Below are 19882 nucleotides of genomic sequence, written 5' to 3'. Positions count from 1 at the left end.
GCGCGGTAATGACCAGAGAGCTGTTTTCCCGGCCATGCCTAAAACAAGGTTTTTTATATTTTATCATGCTTTTATTAATAAAACACCCATTCCCGGTTAAATAATTCAGTCTGTCACGAAATCTCTCACACTATGCTGATCGCTTCGTTTAAGGTAATCAATCCGATTATCTTTTCCTTAACCGGGACGCCAGTTAATTCGGTCAGGGCCTTTGCATACAGATTGATCTGAATTTCGTAACCTCTAAGTACTTGCTCCCGCTGAAGGGGGTCTTTAAAATAATCTGTCTTATAGTCGATAATGACCCATTTTTGGTCTTCCATAAAGGCACAATCAATGATCCCTTGAACGATGATCTTTTCGCGGATGTCCGTCCATTCTAACCGGATTTCAGCCGGATCGTAAGCATAGTTAAAGGGAATCTCGCGCCTGATTTTTTCGGCCGATAATAACCTAATCCCCAGAGCGGAGGTATAAAAGCTGATCAGTTTATCGACGCTAATGGTTCTGGCCAAGGCTGCCGGCAAAAATTCTTTGTGAATCAGGGTCTCAATCTGATTGACCAGATACTTTTTAAGAAACAACGGCAAAGCGGCTTGTCCACTACTAAACAGTTCCTCCCGGATCGGTTTTAAATTGACCACTTCCATTAAAAGATGAAGGGCCGAGCCCCGTTGAGCGGCGGTGAAGTCGGTCTGTTTTTGTTCTAAAAACTTGGGCTTCTCCTGCTTCTTAGAAAGCTTTCTGATTTTTTCCTGCTGACGCGTCAAATCAGCTTTTTGATAATCTTTAATTTCGGTCACACTCATCTTACTGGGGAGTTCATTCTCTGCTTTGACTGGATATAGAAAATTAAGCCGCTGGAAAATCGCCTCCCGATCAGCCTGAGAAATACTGGTTGTCAACTTTTCCGGTACTGCGGCAGGTGTTTCCATCTCCGGATCAATTGCCTGTAACTCATTCGCCGGGTCCTTCCGATCTTCTCTTTCCAGCGCCTGTTTTTCCGTGAATTGAGTCCCCTGATGATAAGCAATCGTAAAATCTGCTAACTCCGGATTCGTCTCACTGGGGTCCCGCCCAGCCAATACCCCCATCATCACCCAGTCAAGTAAGCTGGCGGCATTAAGGAGGTGATACTCGTCCGGTTCGTTATGCCATTTTTGCCTGGCTTTGTCATGATTTTTTACGGTCCCGACAATCACCAGCTTTTCTTCGGCCCGGGTCATCCCGACATAAAGCAGGCGCATTTCTTCGGAAAGCATTTCTTGATTGCTCTGGGCCTTGCAGACCTCTTTAGCCAATGAATTATGCTTATACCGTTTTTCCAGATTGACATAGTCCGGACAAATTCCCAGATCCTTATGGAATAACACCTGGGCGTAATTGCTGCGCTTATTAAAACCCTTACCGGTACCAGAAAGAATGACAATCGGAAATTCGAGCCCCTTGCTTTTATGGATAGTCATCAGTCGCACCACCGTCTCTTGATTACTGACCATCGCCGGGGGCGAAATATCCTGCTTGTGCTTTTTCATGTTTTCGACAAAGCGAATAAATTGATACAGCCCTTTAAGGGTGGATTTTTTATAGTCCCCGGCCCGCTTAAGCAGGATTCGCAAATTGCACTGTCGCTGTTCGCCGCCAGGTAGAGCTCCCACAAAGGCATAATAGCCGGATTCCAGATAGATTTTCCAGAGAAAATCTTCCACTGGCATGAGCTTGGATTGATTTCGCCAAGCCGTCAGTTTTTGATAAAAACGGCCCAGTTTTTTAGACAGTTCATCACACTCGAGCTGGCAATAGCTTTCCACCGCCTGATAAAAAAATCCCTGCGGGTGAGCAATTCGCAACCGGGTGCATTCAGTAGTGGAAAAATTGCCAATCGGCGAGGTCATAATACTTAACAGCGGCAGGTCCTGATGCTGGTTATCCATCAGGTTAAGCAGGTTTAGGATCATGGTAATTTCTAGCGACTCATAGTAATTGGTGCCACCATCAAAATAGGTAGGAATCCCCATTTCACTAAACACCTTGAGATAAACATCTCCGCGTCCGGCCACACTGCGCATCAACACCCCAAAATCACCATAGTTGATCGCCCGCTCCTGATTGTTTCGGGTATCAAAAAAAGTTGTTCCCACCAGAGACTGAATTTTTTCAGCCACAAACCGGGCTTCAATTTCAACTGCGGTTAGATCTTCCTGTTCCTCAAACGCCTGAAGCTCTCCCGCTTCCTGTTTTTGCTCTTCAATGATATGGATCTCAGTTTTTTGATAGGGTCCGTCATGGGGCAGACCCTTGTTAAGCCGAGCCTGTTCGTCATAATTGATTTCCCCCAGCCCGACACTCATGATTTTCTCAAAGATAGCATTAACACTGTTAACCACCCCCTGGGCGGAACGGAAATTCTGATTGAGGGTCACCAGGCTGTTATTGAGGTTTTCATCTTTGCCAAAGCTTTCATACTTACTAATAAAGATGGTCGGGTCGGCCAGCCGAAAGCGGTAAATGCTTTGCTTAACATCCCCGACCATAAAATAATTATTATCCCGAACAATCCGCTTTAGGATGGTTTCCTGCATTTCGTTGGTGTCCTGATACTCATCCAGAAAAATATAGCGATACCGGGCGCGAACCTCATCGGCCACCTCCGGATCTCCTAAAATTTTTAGTGTCAGCTGTTCCAGGTCATTGTAATCAACCAGATTTTTCTGAGCTTTTTTCGCCTGAAAGGCAGTCCAGAATTTCTGAGTCAGTAAAACCAGATCGGCCATCGGTTTTTTTAGGCTATTAAGCTCCTGGACCATCTCATCGATATTGATGGCAAATCGTTTTTGTAGTTTGACCATACTGGTTTTGGCTTCATCACGATATTTTTTGATCAGCTCATTCAGCTCTTTATCTTGCTTGGCCGCTCCTTTAAAGCGCTCGTAACTTAGCGATTTCAAGGCTTCCAATCCCTGCACCAGATCGGTGCTGATCGTTTTTTCCAGCGCTTTAAGCATCTGCACTTCGCTTTTGCTCTGCTCATGGGTTTTCTCAAAACCAACAGCAGTGCTTAAGTTCCTGGCTTCGATGGCTGCATCGATGGCTCCCTGAAGCTCAGTCTCAATTATTTTTTTTAAGGCACATCCCCACACTGAATCTTCCAGGCTTTTGACATCGCAATCAAACAGCAACAAGGCCTGATTGCTCCAATTTTCCGGGTTTGGCTGGGTGGCCAGAAAGCGATATAAGGTTTCAACGGTGTCTTTTAAGGCCTGATCATTTTTATTACCACTATATTTTTCAATTAGATCCAGAAAATCGAGGGACTGTTCGTTTTTATTCCGACTCTGTTCGGACTCTTCCTCACTATTTTGCGCCATATTTTTATTCGCACTATTTTCATTCGTGATGGCCTGCTGGTATTCGTCTTCAAAAACCTCTTCCAGCGTTTCTTTAAGCATCAGCGCGATTTCAGTATCGTTGCCAATGGCAAAGCCAGGATCAATGTCACCCTTATGAAAATACTGGCGTAAAATACCAAGGCAAAAAGAATGAAGGGTGGAAATGGAGGCCCCCCCTAAAATATTTAATTGCTTCATTAAAAAGCTGCGATCATTTTCCGGGTTTTCCAGTTCTTTGGCCAGCGCCTGACTGAGGCGATTCTTCATTTCTCCGGCTGCTCCCCGGGTAAAGGTCAGAATCAGCAGCTCATCGACGCCCACCTTTTCTTCCCGGATAATGCGAATAATTCGCTCAATCAGCAGGGCTGTTTTACCGGATCCGGCGGCGGCCGATACGAGCATGTTGGTTTCACGGTTTTTTATCGCTTTTAACTGATCACTGGTCCATTTCATCGGTTTCTCCTTCCTCGATTAACGTAAAAAACTGATCTTTCTTCATTGCTGCTTTCAGTACCTCATAACCACCCCGGGTGATTGCGTCATCAAACTGACAGATGCCCTTATAATCACAATACTGGCAGGCATAGTCATGGCCTTTTTTATAAGGCCGGACTTTAATATCACCCTCGTAAATGCTTTTGATCTGACGAACCACGGTTTTTCGGACATAGTCGATGATGCCTTCAAATTCCTCCCGACTTAGCTTAAATTCCGATCGATAAACCGGCAAAATGTCCGACGTTTTGGAATCGGCATCATGATCCATGGCAGCGATGACCATTTCGTCATCGAGAAGCAGACCATTGAGTTTAAAGGACTTATTGATCGCCGCCTGAACATTCTCGCCAAAATCCAATCGCGGCATCGGATCATCAACATAAAAGTAGAAGGTTCCACCCGGCAGAATATCCTCGGCATCAATAACTGTCATGGCCCCATCCAGATAGACCAGCAATTGGAGCGAAAGGCCATAATAAATATCATCATAACCCAACTTTTTACTCCCGGTTTTATAGTCGATGACCTTAACCCAGGTTTGACCATCTTTTTCATAGAGGTCCAGCCGGTCAATTTTCCCATAGATCTTCACTTCTCCCAGTTTCGCATCCGGCAGACTTAATTCCTGTTCAAAGCAGAACTCAGTGGCCTGGGGTTCAAAATCCCCGGCACACAGTTGGGCAACCAGGATATCAACAGACTTTTTGCCAACCCGTTCCAGTTTTTTCCCCAGGTACTGGTTTTGTCCGGTGCTGTTAAAGACATTGGTTTTTATCTGCGGCAGACAGCTTTCCATGACCCCTTCTAGCAGTGTATCCCGTCGCTCTTTAGGCAGGGTCCGCAGGTCCAGTTTTTGGTCATGAACTTCCCGGAAAAAGCCGTCGATCAGTTCATGGAGCAAGGTTCCGATTTCGGGCGCGGCAATAGTATAAATGGGCCGACTCTCAGGTTTTAAGCCATATCTGACATAGTGGGAAAAAGGGCATTGGCGGTGGGTTTCCAACCGGGTAATACTGGTGCGCAAGTTTTTGCCGTAAAGAACGGTAGCCTCCGCACCGGTCATGGCCTGCGAAACCCCGGCATAGTTTAGGGCCTCCGTCAGATTGCCGATGATTTGCTGGTAGTCCGGGTTGTTTTGATACCAGTGCTGCACTTCGGCCCATAGCGCCTCTTCCTGCTGCTGCGCCGAATCGGCTTCAGATCGACTGTTACGCAGGTGGCTAATCAGATGCCAGAGGGTCGCATCAGGCGTACTGAGGGTATTCCAGAATGCTGCCACCCCATCGTTAAGAGTTGACAAAATCTTTAGTGACGGGAAGATCATAAGCATCTGGCTCAGTAGAATGCTGGGCTGCTGACTGTTGCCTTCCATATCGGCTAACGCCCAATAAAGGGCCAACCGGGATTTGGGCTTCGATAAGAGATCATAAACCAGAAACCGTTCCTGATCCATTTGAAAGCTGCGATTGTTTTGCAGCCTGATCTGGTGAGCGCCCAGTATCTGCCGTTCCAAATCTGAGAAAAGGTTGGGCTCGGTGCCGGTTCCCGGGATTTTCCCTTCGTTTAAGCCAAAAACAATCAGTACCTCAAAGGCTGAGCTGCGGCTCCTGCGTAAATCGGTAATACTGACATAATCCCGATAAGGCGGGATGATTCCCAGCCGATAGCCCTGAAAACCACTTTTTAGAATCCGCAAATATTCTTCGGTCGTGGCTTCATCATTTCCCATCGTTTCAACAATCTGATCAAAAACTTCCATTAAAATGTTCCAGATCTGGTGGTAGAGTTCCATCGCTTCATAATTGCCGGATTCTGACAACTGTTCCACCAGATCCTCAATTTTTTCCGGGGTTTCGATGGCCACCAGAAATTCATAGAGGGCTTTGGTATAATCCTGACAGGTTCTACCCGCCTTCATCACAGCTTTTAGCTGAATCAGCGGCGTGATCAGTTTAAGGCGCAGGGCATTAAGACGACCCAGCTCCAGGGCCGGGTTCTGGCTGAGCTTGGTGAATTCCTTTTCCCATTGTTTACCCCGGATGCCAAACTCCAGGGCATAGTTTTCCAGATCTTCGCATTCAGACAAGGTAATCGGTGAAAAGCCGGTCTTAACAAAACCAAAAACATCATCAAGCCGATAATGATTCTGGATCGCTTCCAAAGCGGTTACCACTGCTTCAACCAGATGGTTATCCCCAATGGCACGCAGATCATCCATAAAATAAGGGATTTTATACTGGGAGAATATACGCTTAATGATGCTCCCGTATTCATCCAGATTTCCGGCTAGCACCACCATATCCCGAAAGGACAACCCTTCTTCTCGAACCAGGGTCAGAATCTTGCGCGCGCCCATTTCAACCTCTTCCCAGGTATTCTGACATTGCGTCAGGCTGATCTGATTGACTGCGTGTTGATATTCCACCTTGGGATAAGCAAAGAGATTGGTCTCCAGATGAGCAAGCTCCGGACTTTTTTGATTTTGCTGATTTTGATTGGTGATTTTTTCCAGTTTAAATGACACCTGCGCTCTGGCTCCAATTTCTTTGATGGACGCCATGGTATTGGCTGTTAATAAAAAAACTTCCTGGTCCCGTGCTGATGGGTTCGGGTCCCACGGTAGGGCAATATGGATTTCCTTAACCGTATCGACCAGATTTGCAATCATGCGATAATCCTGGGCTGAAAAATTCTGAAACCCATCCATCCAGATTTCACTGTTCTTGAGAAATTCTGCCGAAGCGATCTTTTCATTGACGAAATTACGAAAGTCTTCTTCATCTTTACGGTCAGTTCCCAGTAATTCCTGAAAATGGGTGTAAATCTTTATTACATCGCCTAATTTTTGGGGCATGATGCCGTGACCTAGCGTCTTTCTGGTTTCTTCCAAATTTTTTGGAGCAATCTCATTTTGTTTGAGTTCACCAATCAAATCTGAAATACTCGCAAGAAAACCAGGTTTTTTAATGCTGGAACGATAAATGGTCAATTGTTCCTGAATATCCCCCATGGTTTTTTGCAGCAGCATATTTTTCCCATGACTGTCCATATAGGTCTTGGCAAGCCCGCCGGTTTCCTGGAGCACCCGATTTCCCAGCCGCTTAGGGCTCAACACCTCGACATCAAGTAGCCCTACTAAGCGATTGGACTTCATCAGCGCTTCTTCAGCCCCCAGGGTAAACTGTTCCGGAACCATTAAATAGAGTTTTTCTTTGCCTGCATCCAGGGCCGCACCAATCTGGTGATAGACCGTCTCACTCAACACCTGAGATTGCCGGCCAACGATCATTGTAATTCCCATCCGTTTTTCCTTTCTGCCTTTTTACATCACTGATTCGCCACTATTTTAAAAAATCACCATCCTTATTTAAAGATGGTGATCAAAACTGTCGATAGAGAATAAAGTAGTACCGACAATTGTTACATCATGTTGTTTGCATCAGAGCGGACACGGCAGAGCCTGTCCGATTCTGCGCGAAGGCAAGGAGCCAATCACAAGCTTGCTTGTAGTTGGCGACTGCCCGCGACCAATGCGAAAGGAGCGTAGCGGATTTCGCATGGTGCAGCAAACAACAGATTAACAATTGGTCGGTACGGCAACATCACGCCAAACCCTTATTATACGGTCACAAAGCCAACTTTTTTACGCACCTTTGACAGGGTTCTCCAGGCAATCTGGGACGCCTTTTCGGCGTGAACATGCATGATCTGCTCCAGATACGCCTTTTCCCCCAGTAGCCGATGATACTCATTTTGAACCGGCAGCAAGGTATCGGCAACGGTTTCGCCGACAGCCAGCTTGAAATCGCCATAACCCTTGCCGTCAAATTCACGGGTGATCTCTTCTAGGTTTTTTCCGGTGGCACAAGAATAGATTTCCATTAAATTAGAAACACCGGGTTTTTCTTCGCGATTATGATAAACAGCCATATCCGAATCGGTGACTGCTCGTTTAAACTTTTTCACAATCGTTTTAGAGTCATCCAGCAATGAGATAAACGCATTGCTGTTTTCATCTGATTTGGACATCTTTCGTCCCGGCTCCTGAAGACTCATAATACGCGCCCCAGAATCGCCAAAATAAGCTTCCGGCACCTTAAACACATTGCCAAAATTCTGATTAAAACGTATGGCAATATCCCGGGCCAGTTCGACATGTTGGCGCTGATCATTGCCGACCGGGACTAAATCGGTTTGATAAAGAAGAATATCCGCAGCCATCAACACCGGATAGTCAAAAAGACCGACCCGGATGTTTTCCCCCTGTTTTTGGGATTTATCTTTAAACTGGGTCATCCGGCTGAGTTCGCCCATATAGGTTGAACAATTTAAAATCCAGGCCAATTCTGAATGCTCCGGCACCATCGACTGCACATAAAGAATCGATTTTTCAGGATCAATACCCAGGGCTAACAGCAGCGCAATCGATTCGTAGGTCCGCCTGCGCAAATCGGCCGGGTTTTGGGGCATGGTGATGGCGTGAAGATCCACCACACAAAAAAGACTACGATAATCTTCCTGCATCGTTACCCAGTTTTTCATGGCACCAAAATAATTTCCGATGGTAAAGGTCCCCGATGGTTGGATGCCACTGTATACAATTTTTTTTACGGGTGCTTCTATTGTCATGTTTTACTCCTTATTTAATGGCTGTTCTTTCGTTAATAAAAGAAAAAACCGCCAGGTTAGCGTTTTAAAAACTTACTGATGTGCTGGTTGATGGTAAGTGTAGTTCTGTCATTTCCAGAGAATCACAATCGATCTCCAACTCTTTAATCATCCGCACAAAAATATCATAATCGGCAGTGGTGAGAATTTGGGTGCTGCCAATGTCGTCCCGGGAGTTGAAATAGTTAAACTCAGTCAGGTGCTTGGTAAGCTGGCGAACCAGACCATTGGCTGGATTAATTAGTTCCAGCTCCGGATACATCTGCCGGATGGTCACCGCCACAATCGGAAAATGGGTGCACCCCAGCAACAGTTCTTCAATGACGATTCCTTGTTTGATGCCCTTAAGTAAAATTGGTTCCACGGCTTCCCGGATATTGTTTTTTAATATTTTCAGATCTCCCTGGCCATCGTTAATGACCTTGGCTAAGGTATGCGTTCCCTGGGCAATGTACTCCACATCGCGCGTCCACAACTCCAGTTCCTTTTCATAGCCCCGGTTTTTAACCGTTGCCGTGGTGGCAATCAGTCCTACCAAACCCCGGTCCCGCCAGTTCAGGGTTTCCTGGACGCCAGCCTCAATGACACTGAATAAAGGCACTCGGGCGCTCAGTTCGACAATCAGAGAAGAAAGCGTATTACAGGCTAAAACCACAGCTTTAACCCCTCTATTTTCCAACTCACTGATAATGGTATTGGCCAGCATGATTAATTCATCATTTTCCCGCTCACCATAAGGCATTCGCATTGAATCGCCAAAATAGAGATAATTTTCATTGGGCAGTCGGTCTTGAAGTGCTTTTAATACTGTAAAACCACCAATGCCCGAATCAACAACCCCAATCGGTCCATTGTTGTCCATTCTTTCACTTCTTTCCCGATTGATCACGAAATACGATTCCTTCGTCCTCACTCATACCATCAATGATTGCCAATGACTCCAGAACAATTCCCTGCTGACGAATCAATGCCCCGCCATCCTGAAATCCTTTTTCGATAGCAATGCCCACCCCAACTAAGGTAGCACCGGCTTGATTGATCAAATCAATTAAGGCTTCTGCCGCCTTGCCATTGGCCAAAAAATCGTCGATAATTAAAATACGATCGGTCGGCCTTAAATACTTTTTTGAGACCATAATTTTATAGGCCTGCTGTTTGGTATAGGAGTATACATCACTGGAATAAATTTCCTGATCTAAATTGAGTGACACATATTTTTTTCCAAAAACCACCGGACAATAGTCAAAATATCTGGCCGTGCAAGTTGCAATGGCAATCCCCGATGTCTCGATGGTCAGGATTTTGTTGACTCCCTCTCCGGCAAAGCGTTTGGCAAAAGCCTTTCCCATTTCATCAAATAACGCTACATCCAACTGGTGATTTAAAAATGAATCCACCTTAAGGATTCCCTGGCCTTTGACACGACCTTCTTGTCTAATTTTTTGTTCTAATAATTCCATTGACTGCTCCTTCGTATCCTAATCGAACTATTATAACATACTCTTATAAATTTGAACACACGCAAAACGCGCGGGAATTTCTTCCCGCGCGTTTCTCTTTAAAGCAAATAGATAAAGTAGTACCGACAATTGTTATCGCGTATTGTGTGCATCAAAGCGAACACGGTGCTAGTCGATACGATTTGCGACACACAACTGATTAACAATTGGTCTACGGACGTTTTTTCGCAACCTCTCAGGATTTTTTTCCTGCAAGGTTACCTACTAATTCACTTTGATTATTCTTTTTCTTTTTGAGCTGCGACAATCACTTTTTCGGAAATGATCATTGGTGCTTCTTCATAGCGGACAAACTCCATCGAGAATTCGCCTCTGGCTTGGGTCATAGAGCGTAGCTCGGTGGCATACTTAAACATTTCTGCCAGCGGGGCCTCAGCCATAATCCGTTGTTTTCCACCTGAAGCTGAATCCATTCCCATAATTCGACCGCGCTTTTTGTTTAAATCACCCATGATATCGCCCATGTACTCTTCCGGTACGGTAATATCAACATGATAAATGGGTTCTAGAATAACCGGTGCCGCGTCCTTCATACCTTTTCGGTAAGCTGCTGTGGCTGCCATTTTAAAGGACATCTCATCAGAGTCAACCGCGTGGTAGGAACCATCATAGAGTGTTGCCTTAACGCCGGTGACCGGATAGCCGGCCAGTACACCTTCAATCATACATAATTCCAGACCCTTTTCAACGGCTGGGATGAAGTTTCTGGGAACGGCTCCACCAACAACCTTGTCAACAAACTGGAATGGAGCATTGGGGTCGCTTCCTGGCTCAAAATCAATCCAGACATGACCAAACTGGCCGCTGCCACCGGATTGTTTTTTGTGTTTTCCTTCAGCGGTTGCTTTTTTCTTAATGGTTTCCCGGTAGGGAACCTTCATATCAACCAGATTAACATCAACGCCAAACTTCTGTTTTAGTTTTTGAGAAATAATTTCCAGATGCATTTCTCCCAAACCAGAGACCAGCGTTTGTTTGGTTTCTTTATTACGGCTCACCGTCATCGTTGGATCTTCTTCCACCAGTCGATGGAGTCCGGTGGCCAGTTTATCAATATCGGCCTTGGTTTTGGGCTCAATGGCCATGGCGATAATTGGTTTGGGCAATTCAATTTTATCATAAACAATCGGTGATTTGACACTGGTTAAGGTATCCCCAGTAACCGTATCACTTAATTTAGAAAAGGCGCCGATATCCCCAGCTTCGAGTTTCTCAACCTCAATCTGCTTGTTTCCTCTGAGTACGTAAATATGATTGGCTTTTTCTTTTATTTCCTGGGTAGCATTATATATTTCTACGGAATGGTCGAGAATCCCTGACATTACCTTAAAAATTGACAATTTGCCAACGTATGGGTCCGCAATGGTTTTGAATACCAGTGCTGAAAAGGGTTCATTGTTACTGCATTTCCGTTCAATTTCTTTTTTATTCCGGGGGTCCTTGCCCACTTCAAATTTTCCTTCGCCCGGTGATGGAAGATACTCGATGAGCATATTTTCCAGGGTTTCAACCCCGATATTCAGGGTTGCTGAGGTACATAACACCGGCATCAACTCACCATCGATAACCCCTTTGCGAATACCACTATGAATTTCATCCCGGGTTAATTCTTCGCCTTCAAAATATTTATCCATCAGTGCTTCGCTCGTCTGAGCCACTGATTCCATAATCATATCCCGATAAGGTTCTAATTCTGCTTTCATTTCGTCTGTGATGACCACGTCAAAACAGCGATTCTCTTTTCTCTGGCTACCGGTCATGTCAACAATATTAACAACACCATTCATGGCTTCGCCTTCACCCATTGGTAATTCAAAGGGCACAATCTTATTGCCAAAGGTTTCTTTTAATTCGTCCATGACCTTTGCAAAGGTCGCATTTTCGCGATCCATTTTATTAACAACAATAAATGCTGGTACATTTGCTTTTTCTAATAGCTCAATGGCTTTTTCAGTTCCTACCTGAACACCTGACAATGCATCCACGACGATAATTACGGCATCAGCTACCCGAAGTGCTGCATAGGCGTCCCCAATAAAATCAAAATAACCTGGCACATCAATAAGATTGATCTTATGTCCACCAAATTCTAAAGGAATAATCGATGAAGAAATTGAAAACTTTCGTCTCTTTTCTTCTGGATCAAAGTCCGATAGGGTGTTTCCCTCGTCAATTTTTCCCATACGATCAACGGCACCTGCATTAAATGCCAATGCTTCAGTCAAGGTTGTCTTTCCGCTCCCACCGTGACCTAGTATAAGAATGTTACGGATGTTCTTTGTTGGATACGTTTTCATGCTGTTTCCCCCTCGCTTATTTTGCCAATGATTTAATTGTTTTTTTGGTATAGGGCTATTTTATAATATTTTAGAAAAATAATCTACAAAAATTTGCTCATAGATCCTCTTTTATCTTTTTCATCACTTTTTTTTCAATTCGCGATACGGTCATCTGAGACTTATTAATGAATTCTGCCACTTCTTTTTGTGTTTTGCCCCGGAAAAAACGCTGTTCTACTATAATCCGTTCAACCGGATTAAGCGCTTCAATCTTCTGCTTTAGAAGATCAATATTTTCCACATTTTCCATGTTGCTATCCCTGTTTCCCAAAAGATCCATCAAGCTGACCTCCTGCCCATCCTGGTTGCTTTCGTATTCCATCGATAGTGATTTAGGATAATAGGCATTACTACTTTCCATCGCTTTGATAATGCTTTCCTCAGTGATCTCCAGATAAACAGCAATTTCAGAAATGGTTGGTGAACGCATCAACTTATGCTCCAGGGTTGTCCGAGTTTGATTAATCTCCCGATTAAGATCCTGAACCTTCCTTGGAATTCGAATCAGCCATTCCCGATCCCGATAATAACGCTTTATTTCACCAATAATCGTCGGCGTGGCAAAGGTATCAAATTCATAACCTCTGCTGACATCAAACCGCTCCACCGCGTACATTAAACCGAGACAGGCAACCTGAAAAATATCTTCATTATCACCATTTCGATGCCCATATTTGCGGGAAAGAATTTTAGGGATGTAGAGATAATTTTCTATAAGCAAGTCTCTTAATTCACGGTCTTTTGTTTGTTCGTACTCGATAAATAACTTTTTGACATCTTCTTTACTGATTTTTCGCTCATACTTCATGGGCCGTCGATAGGTTCTTAATCATGGTAATTGAAGTTCCTGACCCTCGCTCACTAATAATTTCCACCCTATCCATTAGTGATTTGATGATAAATAAACCAAAGCCGCCCAATTGTTTGCCATTAAGATCTGGCATTTCCACAGTTTCTGGTTCAAATCCAACACCTCGATCGGTTACCGTAAAGACCAACTTCTGATGCTCCACAACATAGGTCAAGTCATAGCTTGGGTCTGGATTATTGCTGTGGGTTAGTGCATTAGTACAGGCCTCAGACACTGCAACTTTCAGATCTTCCACATCGCCAATGGAAAAGCCCATCGTGTTTGCCACTGATGCAATTGTAAGACGTGCCAAGCTGACATATTCGGGTTTGGTTGGCAGTGTCAGTTTTATACTATCCATTCTTTTTCCCCTTCTCAATTTGCTTAGTTAGCAGGATTGTCCACAATTTCAATTATTTTATCAACCCCTGTAAGGGATAATAACTTTTTAATATTGGGTCGCGGGTTCATCATAATAATCCGTTGTCCCATTTCTTTGGACTTGTTTCTCAGTTCGATTAAAACGCCCATGCCGGTACTGTCCATATAGGACAACTCGGAACAATCCAGAATAATTTCGGTTGCCTTTGTTTTAATTTCTCTTTCAATTGATTCTCTAAATTTCTCGATGGAATAAATGTCGATTTCGCCTTTAATACTGACCATACTTGTTTTTCCCATTTGTGTTATGTTATTGCTATTCATATAAACTCCATTTCACAATTAATCTGTTCGAAAAGAAAGCTCTTTTTTTGTCCGCCGCTTTATTAGAGGCGGTCGCCAATTGCCGGCCTTCTGATGAATCCAAAACTAGACCCAATGAGGCACTTACCGTCATTGGGCCTAGGGTTGTAATCCACGGCCTATACCTTATCTTTTCTATTTCTGGTTTGAAAAATTCCCAAGCCTCTTTTTAATACCGATGCGGCCTTTACCACCGGATCAATGACATCATGTTTAATGGTATTTAGCGCAACTTCAACCTCATCCACCATCACACTGGACTTCTCTACCACGTGCGCTGTGGATTTACTTATTTCATCGGCATTTTCCATAATACTACGAAGCGCCAGACGATTATCTTCCATCAGCTTGGTGGTTGTGTCAAAGGTTGCTGCCAGACTTTTAAAAAGTTTGACTAAATATACCGTTCCGACCACAAAGGCAACTCCGACTAATAACAGAGCTAATTCCCACAAGCTAAAATTTAACGTTATCATTTATAATGTCCAACCCTTACGCTTCTTCTTTATCAGCAACTTCTTCTGACAATTCAGCTTCTTCTTTTTCAAGGGCTTCCAGCTCGTCGCTTAAATCAGCAATATCCTGTTCAACTTCGTCCTGAATTTCCTGAATTTTGCTTTCGATCTGGTTTTTGTATTCATTAACGCGTTCTGTAAATTGTTCTTGCATGTCCTGGAATTGTTCTTTGAGATTTTCACCATATTCCACGGCTTGATCATAGGCATTTCCCAGGACTTCTTCAGTACCATCAGCCAATTTTTTTCGCGTTTCATCGCCTGCTGCTGGTGCTAATAATACACCCAAGGTTCCGCCGATGATGGTTCCTAGAAAAAGCCCACCAACAAAATATAATTTGTTACTGCTCATTTTAAATTCCTCCACTTTCATTGTGATATTTACTACATTTTACCTCAAAACACCCTTAATTAACAGTTTTTTATTTTATTTTTTAATTCAAAGAAACTTACTCGCCAAACTTATCGTTGATTAATTGTACCAAGGCATCCACTGCTTCGGCTTCATCATCACCTTCGGCCTGAATTTCGACCGTTGTCCCCTGAGAAATCCCGCCTGCCATAATACCCATGATACTTTTGGCATTTATTGAGTTTCCCTCTTTAATTACGAATATCTTTGATTTAAATTTACCCGCTGTTTGAACAAACATCGACGCTGGGCGGGCATGCAAACCTGTTGCATTTAATACAGTCACTTCTTTTTTTACCATTGTAATTCCTCCTAATGATTCTTTTTTTAAATATTTAAGTTCAATTTTTTCATTGAGTCTTTAACAAAATCCATTATTTCCTCACCGGTTTCCATATCAAGTGCAGCTTGTGCAATTTTTTTTGCATCTTCATAACGAACGCTGCGAATGATTTTTTTTATCTGAGGAATTGACAGTGCACTCATACTAAATTCATAAAGGCCCAGTCCCAAAAGCAGGATCGCCGCTAACGGATCGCCGGCCATTTCACCACACATGCCGGTGAAAAAGTTATCTTTTGATGTTGCCGTAACCTGTTTAATCAGACGCAGAATAGCCGGATTAAACGGATCGTACAGATAGGACACGTCCTGATTCATTCTGTCTACCGCCAGCGTATACTGGCAGAGATCATTGGTGCCAATGCTGAAGAAATCGACCTCTTTTGAAATAATATCGGCGGCAATGGCAGCCGATGGAATTTCAATCATTACACCTACCTTGACCGCCTTATCATAGGGTAGCTGCTCCTCATCGAGCTCTTTCATACAATCTAAAAGGATCGTTTTTGCCTGTCTTACCTCGGTAATGGATGAAATCATCGGAAACATGATATGGGCATGTCCATAAACGCTGGCGCGCAAAATGGCCCGGAGCTGGATTTTGAATAATCCAATTTCTTTGAAACATAGCCGGATTGCCCGCAAGCCTAAAAAGGGATTTAATTCTTCATCCATTGGTAAATACGGCAATTTTTTGTCACCACCAATATCCAGCGTCCGAATAATTACCGGCCCATCAGGAAACGCTTCTAAAACGGACCGGTAAGCTGCAAACTGTTTTTCTTCACTGGGCATTACTTCGCTGTTCATGTATAAAAACTCAGTTCGATAGAGTCCAACCCCGACTCCACCATTCTTCAGAACGCCAGCCACGTCATTGGGTTCACCAATATTCCCAACCAGTTCAACTTTTCTACCGTCTAAGGTGACCGCGTCCAGGTCTTTTAGTTCTTCCAATTCTTTTAGATAATTCTGGTATTTCAGTTTCTCGTTTTCATATGATTTTAGTTGTTCTTTAGTTGGATTAACGCATACCTTACCCGTCAAACCATCTACCACCATTAAATCCCCGCTTTTAACGGTCTCAGTGATGTCACCTAAACCAAGTACCGCGGGAATTTCGAGACTACGGGCCATAATAGCGGTGTGAGATGTTCGGCTACCGATGTTAGTCGCAAAACCCATCACCCGTTTCTTATCCATTTGTGCCGTATCCGAAGGTGTCAGATCATCGGCAATGATAATGACATCGTCATCGAGTTGGGACAAATCTGCCTGGACAATTCCCAGAATATTATGGAGAACCCGGGTCCCTACATCTTTAATATCAGCAGCCCGGGCACTGAAATAAGGGTCATCCATCTGATCAAATATTTCATAGAACCGGTCCGTGACGATTTTAACCGCATGATCCGCACTCAGGTGATTGTCATTGATTTCTAATTCAACCCCTTCTACAAATTCCGGGTCATCCAAAACCATCGCATGGGCTTCAAAAATTGCACCTTCTTCTGCACCAAGTTCACTGACGGCTTTTGCTCGAATGGTTTCTAATTGCTCATGACTTTTCTTTAGCGCATTCTGGAATTTGACAATTTCAGCCTCGGCGTCTTCAATTTTACTTTTGTTAACTTCCACCTGAATTTTTTCATAAACGAGTGCCTTGGCAATAACAATACCAGGCGATGCAATAATTCCTTCTTTAACAAACATCTTCATTCTCCTTTTCTTAAAGGTTTAGATCTCATTTCTTCCTTCAAAGGCTTTAATTAATGTTATTTCATCTGTATATTCAAGGTCAGCACCAATGGGGATGCCCTTAGCCAAACGGGTAACCTTCACCCCGAGAGGACTAATCAGGTTTCCGAGATACATAGCAGTTGCCTCGCCTTCGACCGTCGCATTGGTTGCCATGATAACCTCTTTTATATCGCTTTCACCAATGCGCAGTAAGAGTTCCCGGGCTTTGATGTCCGCAGGTCCAATGCCGTCCAGTGGTGAAATGGCGCCGTGCAAAACATGGTACAGGCCATGGTATTCCCGCGTTTTCTCAATGGCAAAAATATCACGACTATTTTGAACCACACAGATGGTTTGCTGATCCCGCTTTGGGTTCTCACAAATATCACAGATCTCTTTATCCGTGATGGTAAAACATTTCTGACATAATACGATTTTTGTTTTCGCCAAAACTAAGGCCTCAGATAGGCTTGATATTTCTTCATCTGAGAGATTGATTATGTGAAACGCTAACCGTTGGGCCGATTTTTCTCCGATGCCGGGTAGTTTTCCCAACTCCTGAACTAACCGCTCAAGGGTTTTCGGGTAGTATCCCATCGATCGCCTACATTAAACCCGGAATATTCATGCCACCGGTAATTTTTCCCATTTCGCTATTTACCATCTCCTCTGCTTTAACAATGGCTTCATTAACCGCTGCCAACACCAGGTCTTCAAGCATTTCAATATCGTCTTCGTCAATTACTTCAGGATCAATCTTAATCGATAAAATATTTTTTTTACCAGTCGCTACAACTTTAACCGCACCACCACCGGCTGTCGCCTCAACTTCGCGTTCTTCCAGTTCTTCTTGTAATTTTGCCATATCTTGTTGCATTTTCTGCACTTGTTTCATCATGTTATTCATATTACCGCCGCCCATTCCGGCCGGCATTTTTCTTTTTGCCATTCTATCCTCCTATAGTTCTCTATTCTTAATAACTTCATTATTATAACACTAATAGTCCATGGATATCACTATCTTTTTAACCTAATTTTATTGTTCATCCTCGGTTTTGATTATTTTTACAGCTTCATTGTTAACGATTCGCAGGGTTTTTTCAAGTAGATCGAGCTGATTAAAATTTTCTTCTTCCAACTGGATTGAAACCATAATGGATTTTCCTGTTTTTTGAAGCAGCACTGCTTCAAAACCTTTAATCAGCTCCGGTTTATTAACAAACTGATAAAAATTTTTATTCTCCACCGAATAAATAATCACTAGATGTCCTTCATCTTTCAGAGCCGGTTCGCCACGTTTTAAAAACATCGCCTGCCCGGAGTTCGTTTTTCCTATTTCCTCACAGAGAATTTTAAAAAAACGCATCTCATCATGACGATTCCCGCCAGTCGTGTTCTTATTATCTGGCTTAGGTTGAGAAACTGTTTCTTCTTGTCCGGACAAGCCTTCCTTATCAATATGTTCAGGAACCGCTTCAAAATTAGCTACACCGGGAGCAAATCGATCCTCTTCCTGATCATCATACTCAGTCTCAGGTAGGCTGCTTTTTGATGGCAGCTGTTCTGCTTCCGGCTTTTTTTCAGGTAACGACGCTTTAGTGACCGGTCTGCTTTGAGGTGCAATTGGCGGCAATAGCTGGCGCTCTATTTTTTGCGCGACCATTTCTGCTTTTGGGGTCAATTTTTGTTCTTCCAAACATAGTTTTAACAGAGCCATCTCCACAATAATTCCCTGAAGGCTGCTGTATTTTAGTTTATTTTTCTCGTCAATCAGTTGGCTGATCATTTGATATAATTGATTAAAGCTCAGCTGTTCACTAAATTCTTGATAGGCTGCAAAATCCTCAGTTGTACAGAGTAGAATTTCCTTAGCCGTCTCTTTTGCGGTTTTCGTTATCAAAATCCCCCGCAAAAATTCAATTAGCTGATCCATTAGTAAAATATTATCTTTTCCATTGCTGATTAGCCCTCTTAATCCGATTAAAACTCCAGTGCTGTCATGATTAATAATTTGCTTTACTAAATTACCAATACTTTGTTTATCAGCCATGCCCGTAAATGCCAGCAGATCAGAAAATGCTACTTCTCCGGCATCGTCTTTTAAATCGATGACCTGATCTAATAAACTAAGCGAATCGCGCATTGAGTTTTCACCCCGAGTTGCAATAAAATCATAGCTTTCTTCCGACATCGTCACCTGAATATCCTGACAGATCTTTTTCATCTGTTTTATAATCAGCGCTTTGGGAATTGGCCGAATTTCATAACGCTGACATCGGGACAAAATTGTCACCGGACATTTATTCGGTTCTGTTGTGGCCAGTATGAAAACAGCATGTTCCGGAGGCTCTTCGAGCGTTTTTAGGAGCGCATTAAACGCTTCCTTAGTGAGCATATGAACTTCATCAATAATATAAACTTTATACCGACCAACGGTTGGAGGGTACTTTATTCGTTCCCGAATTTCACGTATTTCATCGACTCCGCGGTTTGATGCACCATCAATTTCGATGATATCCATAACGCCCGGTCGATCAATTTTTAGACAAACATCACATTGATTACATGGATTTCCGTCAATCCCATTGGGACAATTGATGGCTTTAGTGAATATCTTTGCCAATGATGTTTTTCCCGTTCCTCGAATCCCTGAAAAAAGGTAGGCGTGCCCAATTCGACTAAATTTAATTTGATTTTTTAGTATTCGGGTGATACTATCCTGGCCCACCATCTCATCAAAGGTTTGCGGCCGATATTTCCGATAGAGTGCTAAATATGACATTGTTCCCTCTTTATTCTGAACTTTTATTTTATTATATTACAATCTGAATTAATTGTATAGTCCAAAGCATACAACCATTCAGA

The 19882-nt window shown here is 43.4% G+C and carries 16 protein-coding genes; all 16 read right to left on the bottom strand.

Features of this window, described 5'->3' with window-relative positions; genetic code table 11:
* Positions 1-125: 125 nt before the first annotated feature.
* Positions 126-3842 (bottom strand): helicase-exonuclease AddAB subunit AddA, encoded by a 3717-nt coding sequence (gene addA, locus U2P91_RS07300; protein WP_322519326.1) that lies wholly within the window; start codon positions 3840-3842, stop codon positions 126-128.
* Entirely contained in the window at positions 3826-7188 is a 3363-nt protein-coding gene (locus U2P91_RS07295) for a PD-(D/E)XK nuclease family protein (protein WP_322519325.1), read from the bottom strand. The genes addA and U2P91_RS07295 overlap by 17 nt, the downstream gene beginning before the upstream one ends.
* Before the next feature lie 317 nt (positions 7189-7505).
* Positions 7506-8516 (bottom strand): tryptophan--tRNA ligase, encoded by a 1011-nt coding sequence (trpS, locus tag U2P91_RS07290; protein ID WP_111887698.1) that lies wholly within the window; start codon positions 8514-8516, stop codon positions 7506-7508.
* A 64-nt stretch (positions 8517-8580) separates the two neighbouring features.
* On the bottom strand, positions 8581-9417 hold the full coding sequence (locus U2P91_RS07285) for a glutamate racemase (RefSeq protein WP_242988632.1): 837 nt from the start codon (positions 9415-9417) through the stop codon (positions 8581-8583).
* Between the two features lie 4 nt (positions 9418-9421).
* On the bottom strand, positions 9422-10015 hold the full coding sequence (locus U2P91_RS07280) for a xanthine phosphoribosyltransferase (RefSeq protein ID WP_111887700.1): 594 nt from the start codon (positions 10013-10015) through the stop codon (positions 9422-9424).
* A 278-nt stretch (positions 10016-10293) separates the two neighbouring features.
* Complete coding sequence (gene fusA, locus U2P91_RS07275; RefSeq protein ID WP_111887701.1) at positions 10294-12372, bottom strand: elongation factor G; 2079 nt, start codon at positions 12370-12372, stop codon at positions 10294-10296.
* Positions 12373-12469: 97 nt separating this feature from the next.
* Positions 12470-13222, bottom strand: coding sequence for a SigB/SigF/SigG family RNA polymerase sigma factor (locus U2P91_RS07270; protein ID WP_111887702.1), 753 nt, complete (start codon positions 13220-13222; stop codon positions 12470-12472).
* The gene (locus U2P91_RS07265; RefSeq protein ID WP_111887703.1) at positions 13212-13625 is read right to left on the bottom strand and encodes an ATP-binding protein; all 414 of its coding nucleotides are present in this window, start codon (positions 13623-13625) and stop codon (positions 13212-13214) included. The genes U2P91_RS07270 and U2P91_RS07265 overlap by 11 nt, the downstream gene beginning before the upstream one ends.
* A 23-nt stretch (positions 13626-13648) precedes the next feature.
* Positions 13649-13969: an STAS domain-containing protein gene (locus U2P91_RS07260; RefSeq protein ID WP_322519324.1), complete on the bottom strand. Its 321-nt coding sequence runs from the start codon at positions 13967-13969 to the stop codon at positions 13649-13651.
* 158 nt (positions 13970-14127) lie between these two features.
* A complete protein-coding gene (locus U2P91_RS07255) occupies positions 14128-14484 on the bottom strand; it encodes a DUF948 domain-containing protein (RefSeq protein ID WP_322519323.1) in 357 nt (118 codons plus the stop codon).
* A gap of 16 nt (positions 14485-14500) precedes the next feature.
* Positions 14501-14875, bottom strand: coding sequence for a YtxH domain-containing protein (locus tag U2P91_RS07250; protein WP_111887706.1), 375 nt, complete (start codon positions 14873-14875; stop codon positions 14501-14503).
* A 97-nt stretch (positions 14876-14972) separates the two neighbouring features.
* Positions 14973-15236, bottom strand: coding sequence for an HPr family phosphocarrier protein (locus U2P91_RS07245; RefSeq protein ID WP_111887707.1), 264 nt, complete (start codon positions 15234-15236; stop codon positions 14973-14975).
* Between the two features lie 26 nt (positions 15237-15262).
* Positions 15263-16990: a phosphoenolpyruvate--protein phosphotransferase gene (ptsP, locus tag U2P91_RS07240; protein ID WP_322519322.1), complete on the bottom strand. Its 1728-nt coding sequence runs from the start codon at positions 16988-16990 to the stop codon at positions 15263-15265.
* Between the two features lie 24 nt (positions 16991-17014).
* A complete protein-coding gene (gene recR, locus U2P91_RS07235) occupies positions 17015-17614 on the bottom strand; it encodes a recombination mediator RecR (protein ID WP_111887709.1) in 600 nt (199 codons plus the stop codon).
* Between the two features lie 7 nt (positions 17615-17621).
* On the bottom strand, positions 17622-17966 hold the full coding sequence (locus U2P91_RS07230; RefSeq protein WP_111887710.1) for a YbaB/EbfC family nucleoid-associated protein: 345 nt from the start codon (positions 17964-17966) through the stop codon (positions 17622-17624).
* Positions 17967-18053: 87 nt separating this feature from the next.
* Complete coding sequence (dnaX, locus tag U2P91_RS07225; RefSeq protein ID WP_322519321.1) at positions 18054-19799, bottom strand: DNA polymerase III subunit gamma/tau; 1746 nt, start codon at positions 19797-19799, stop codon at positions 18054-18056.
* Between the last annotated feature and the right edge of the window lie 83 nt (positions 19800-19882).

It is taken from the genome of Acetobacterium sp. K1/6 (assembly GCF_034438075.1).
Classification (GTDB): domain Bacteria; phylum Bacillota; class Clostridia; order Eubacteriales; family Eubacteriaceae; genus Acetobacterium; species Acetobacterium carbinolicum.
The sequence above is the reverse complement of the archived record's forward strand: the minus strand, read 5'-3'. Positions and strand labels throughout refer to the sequence as shown.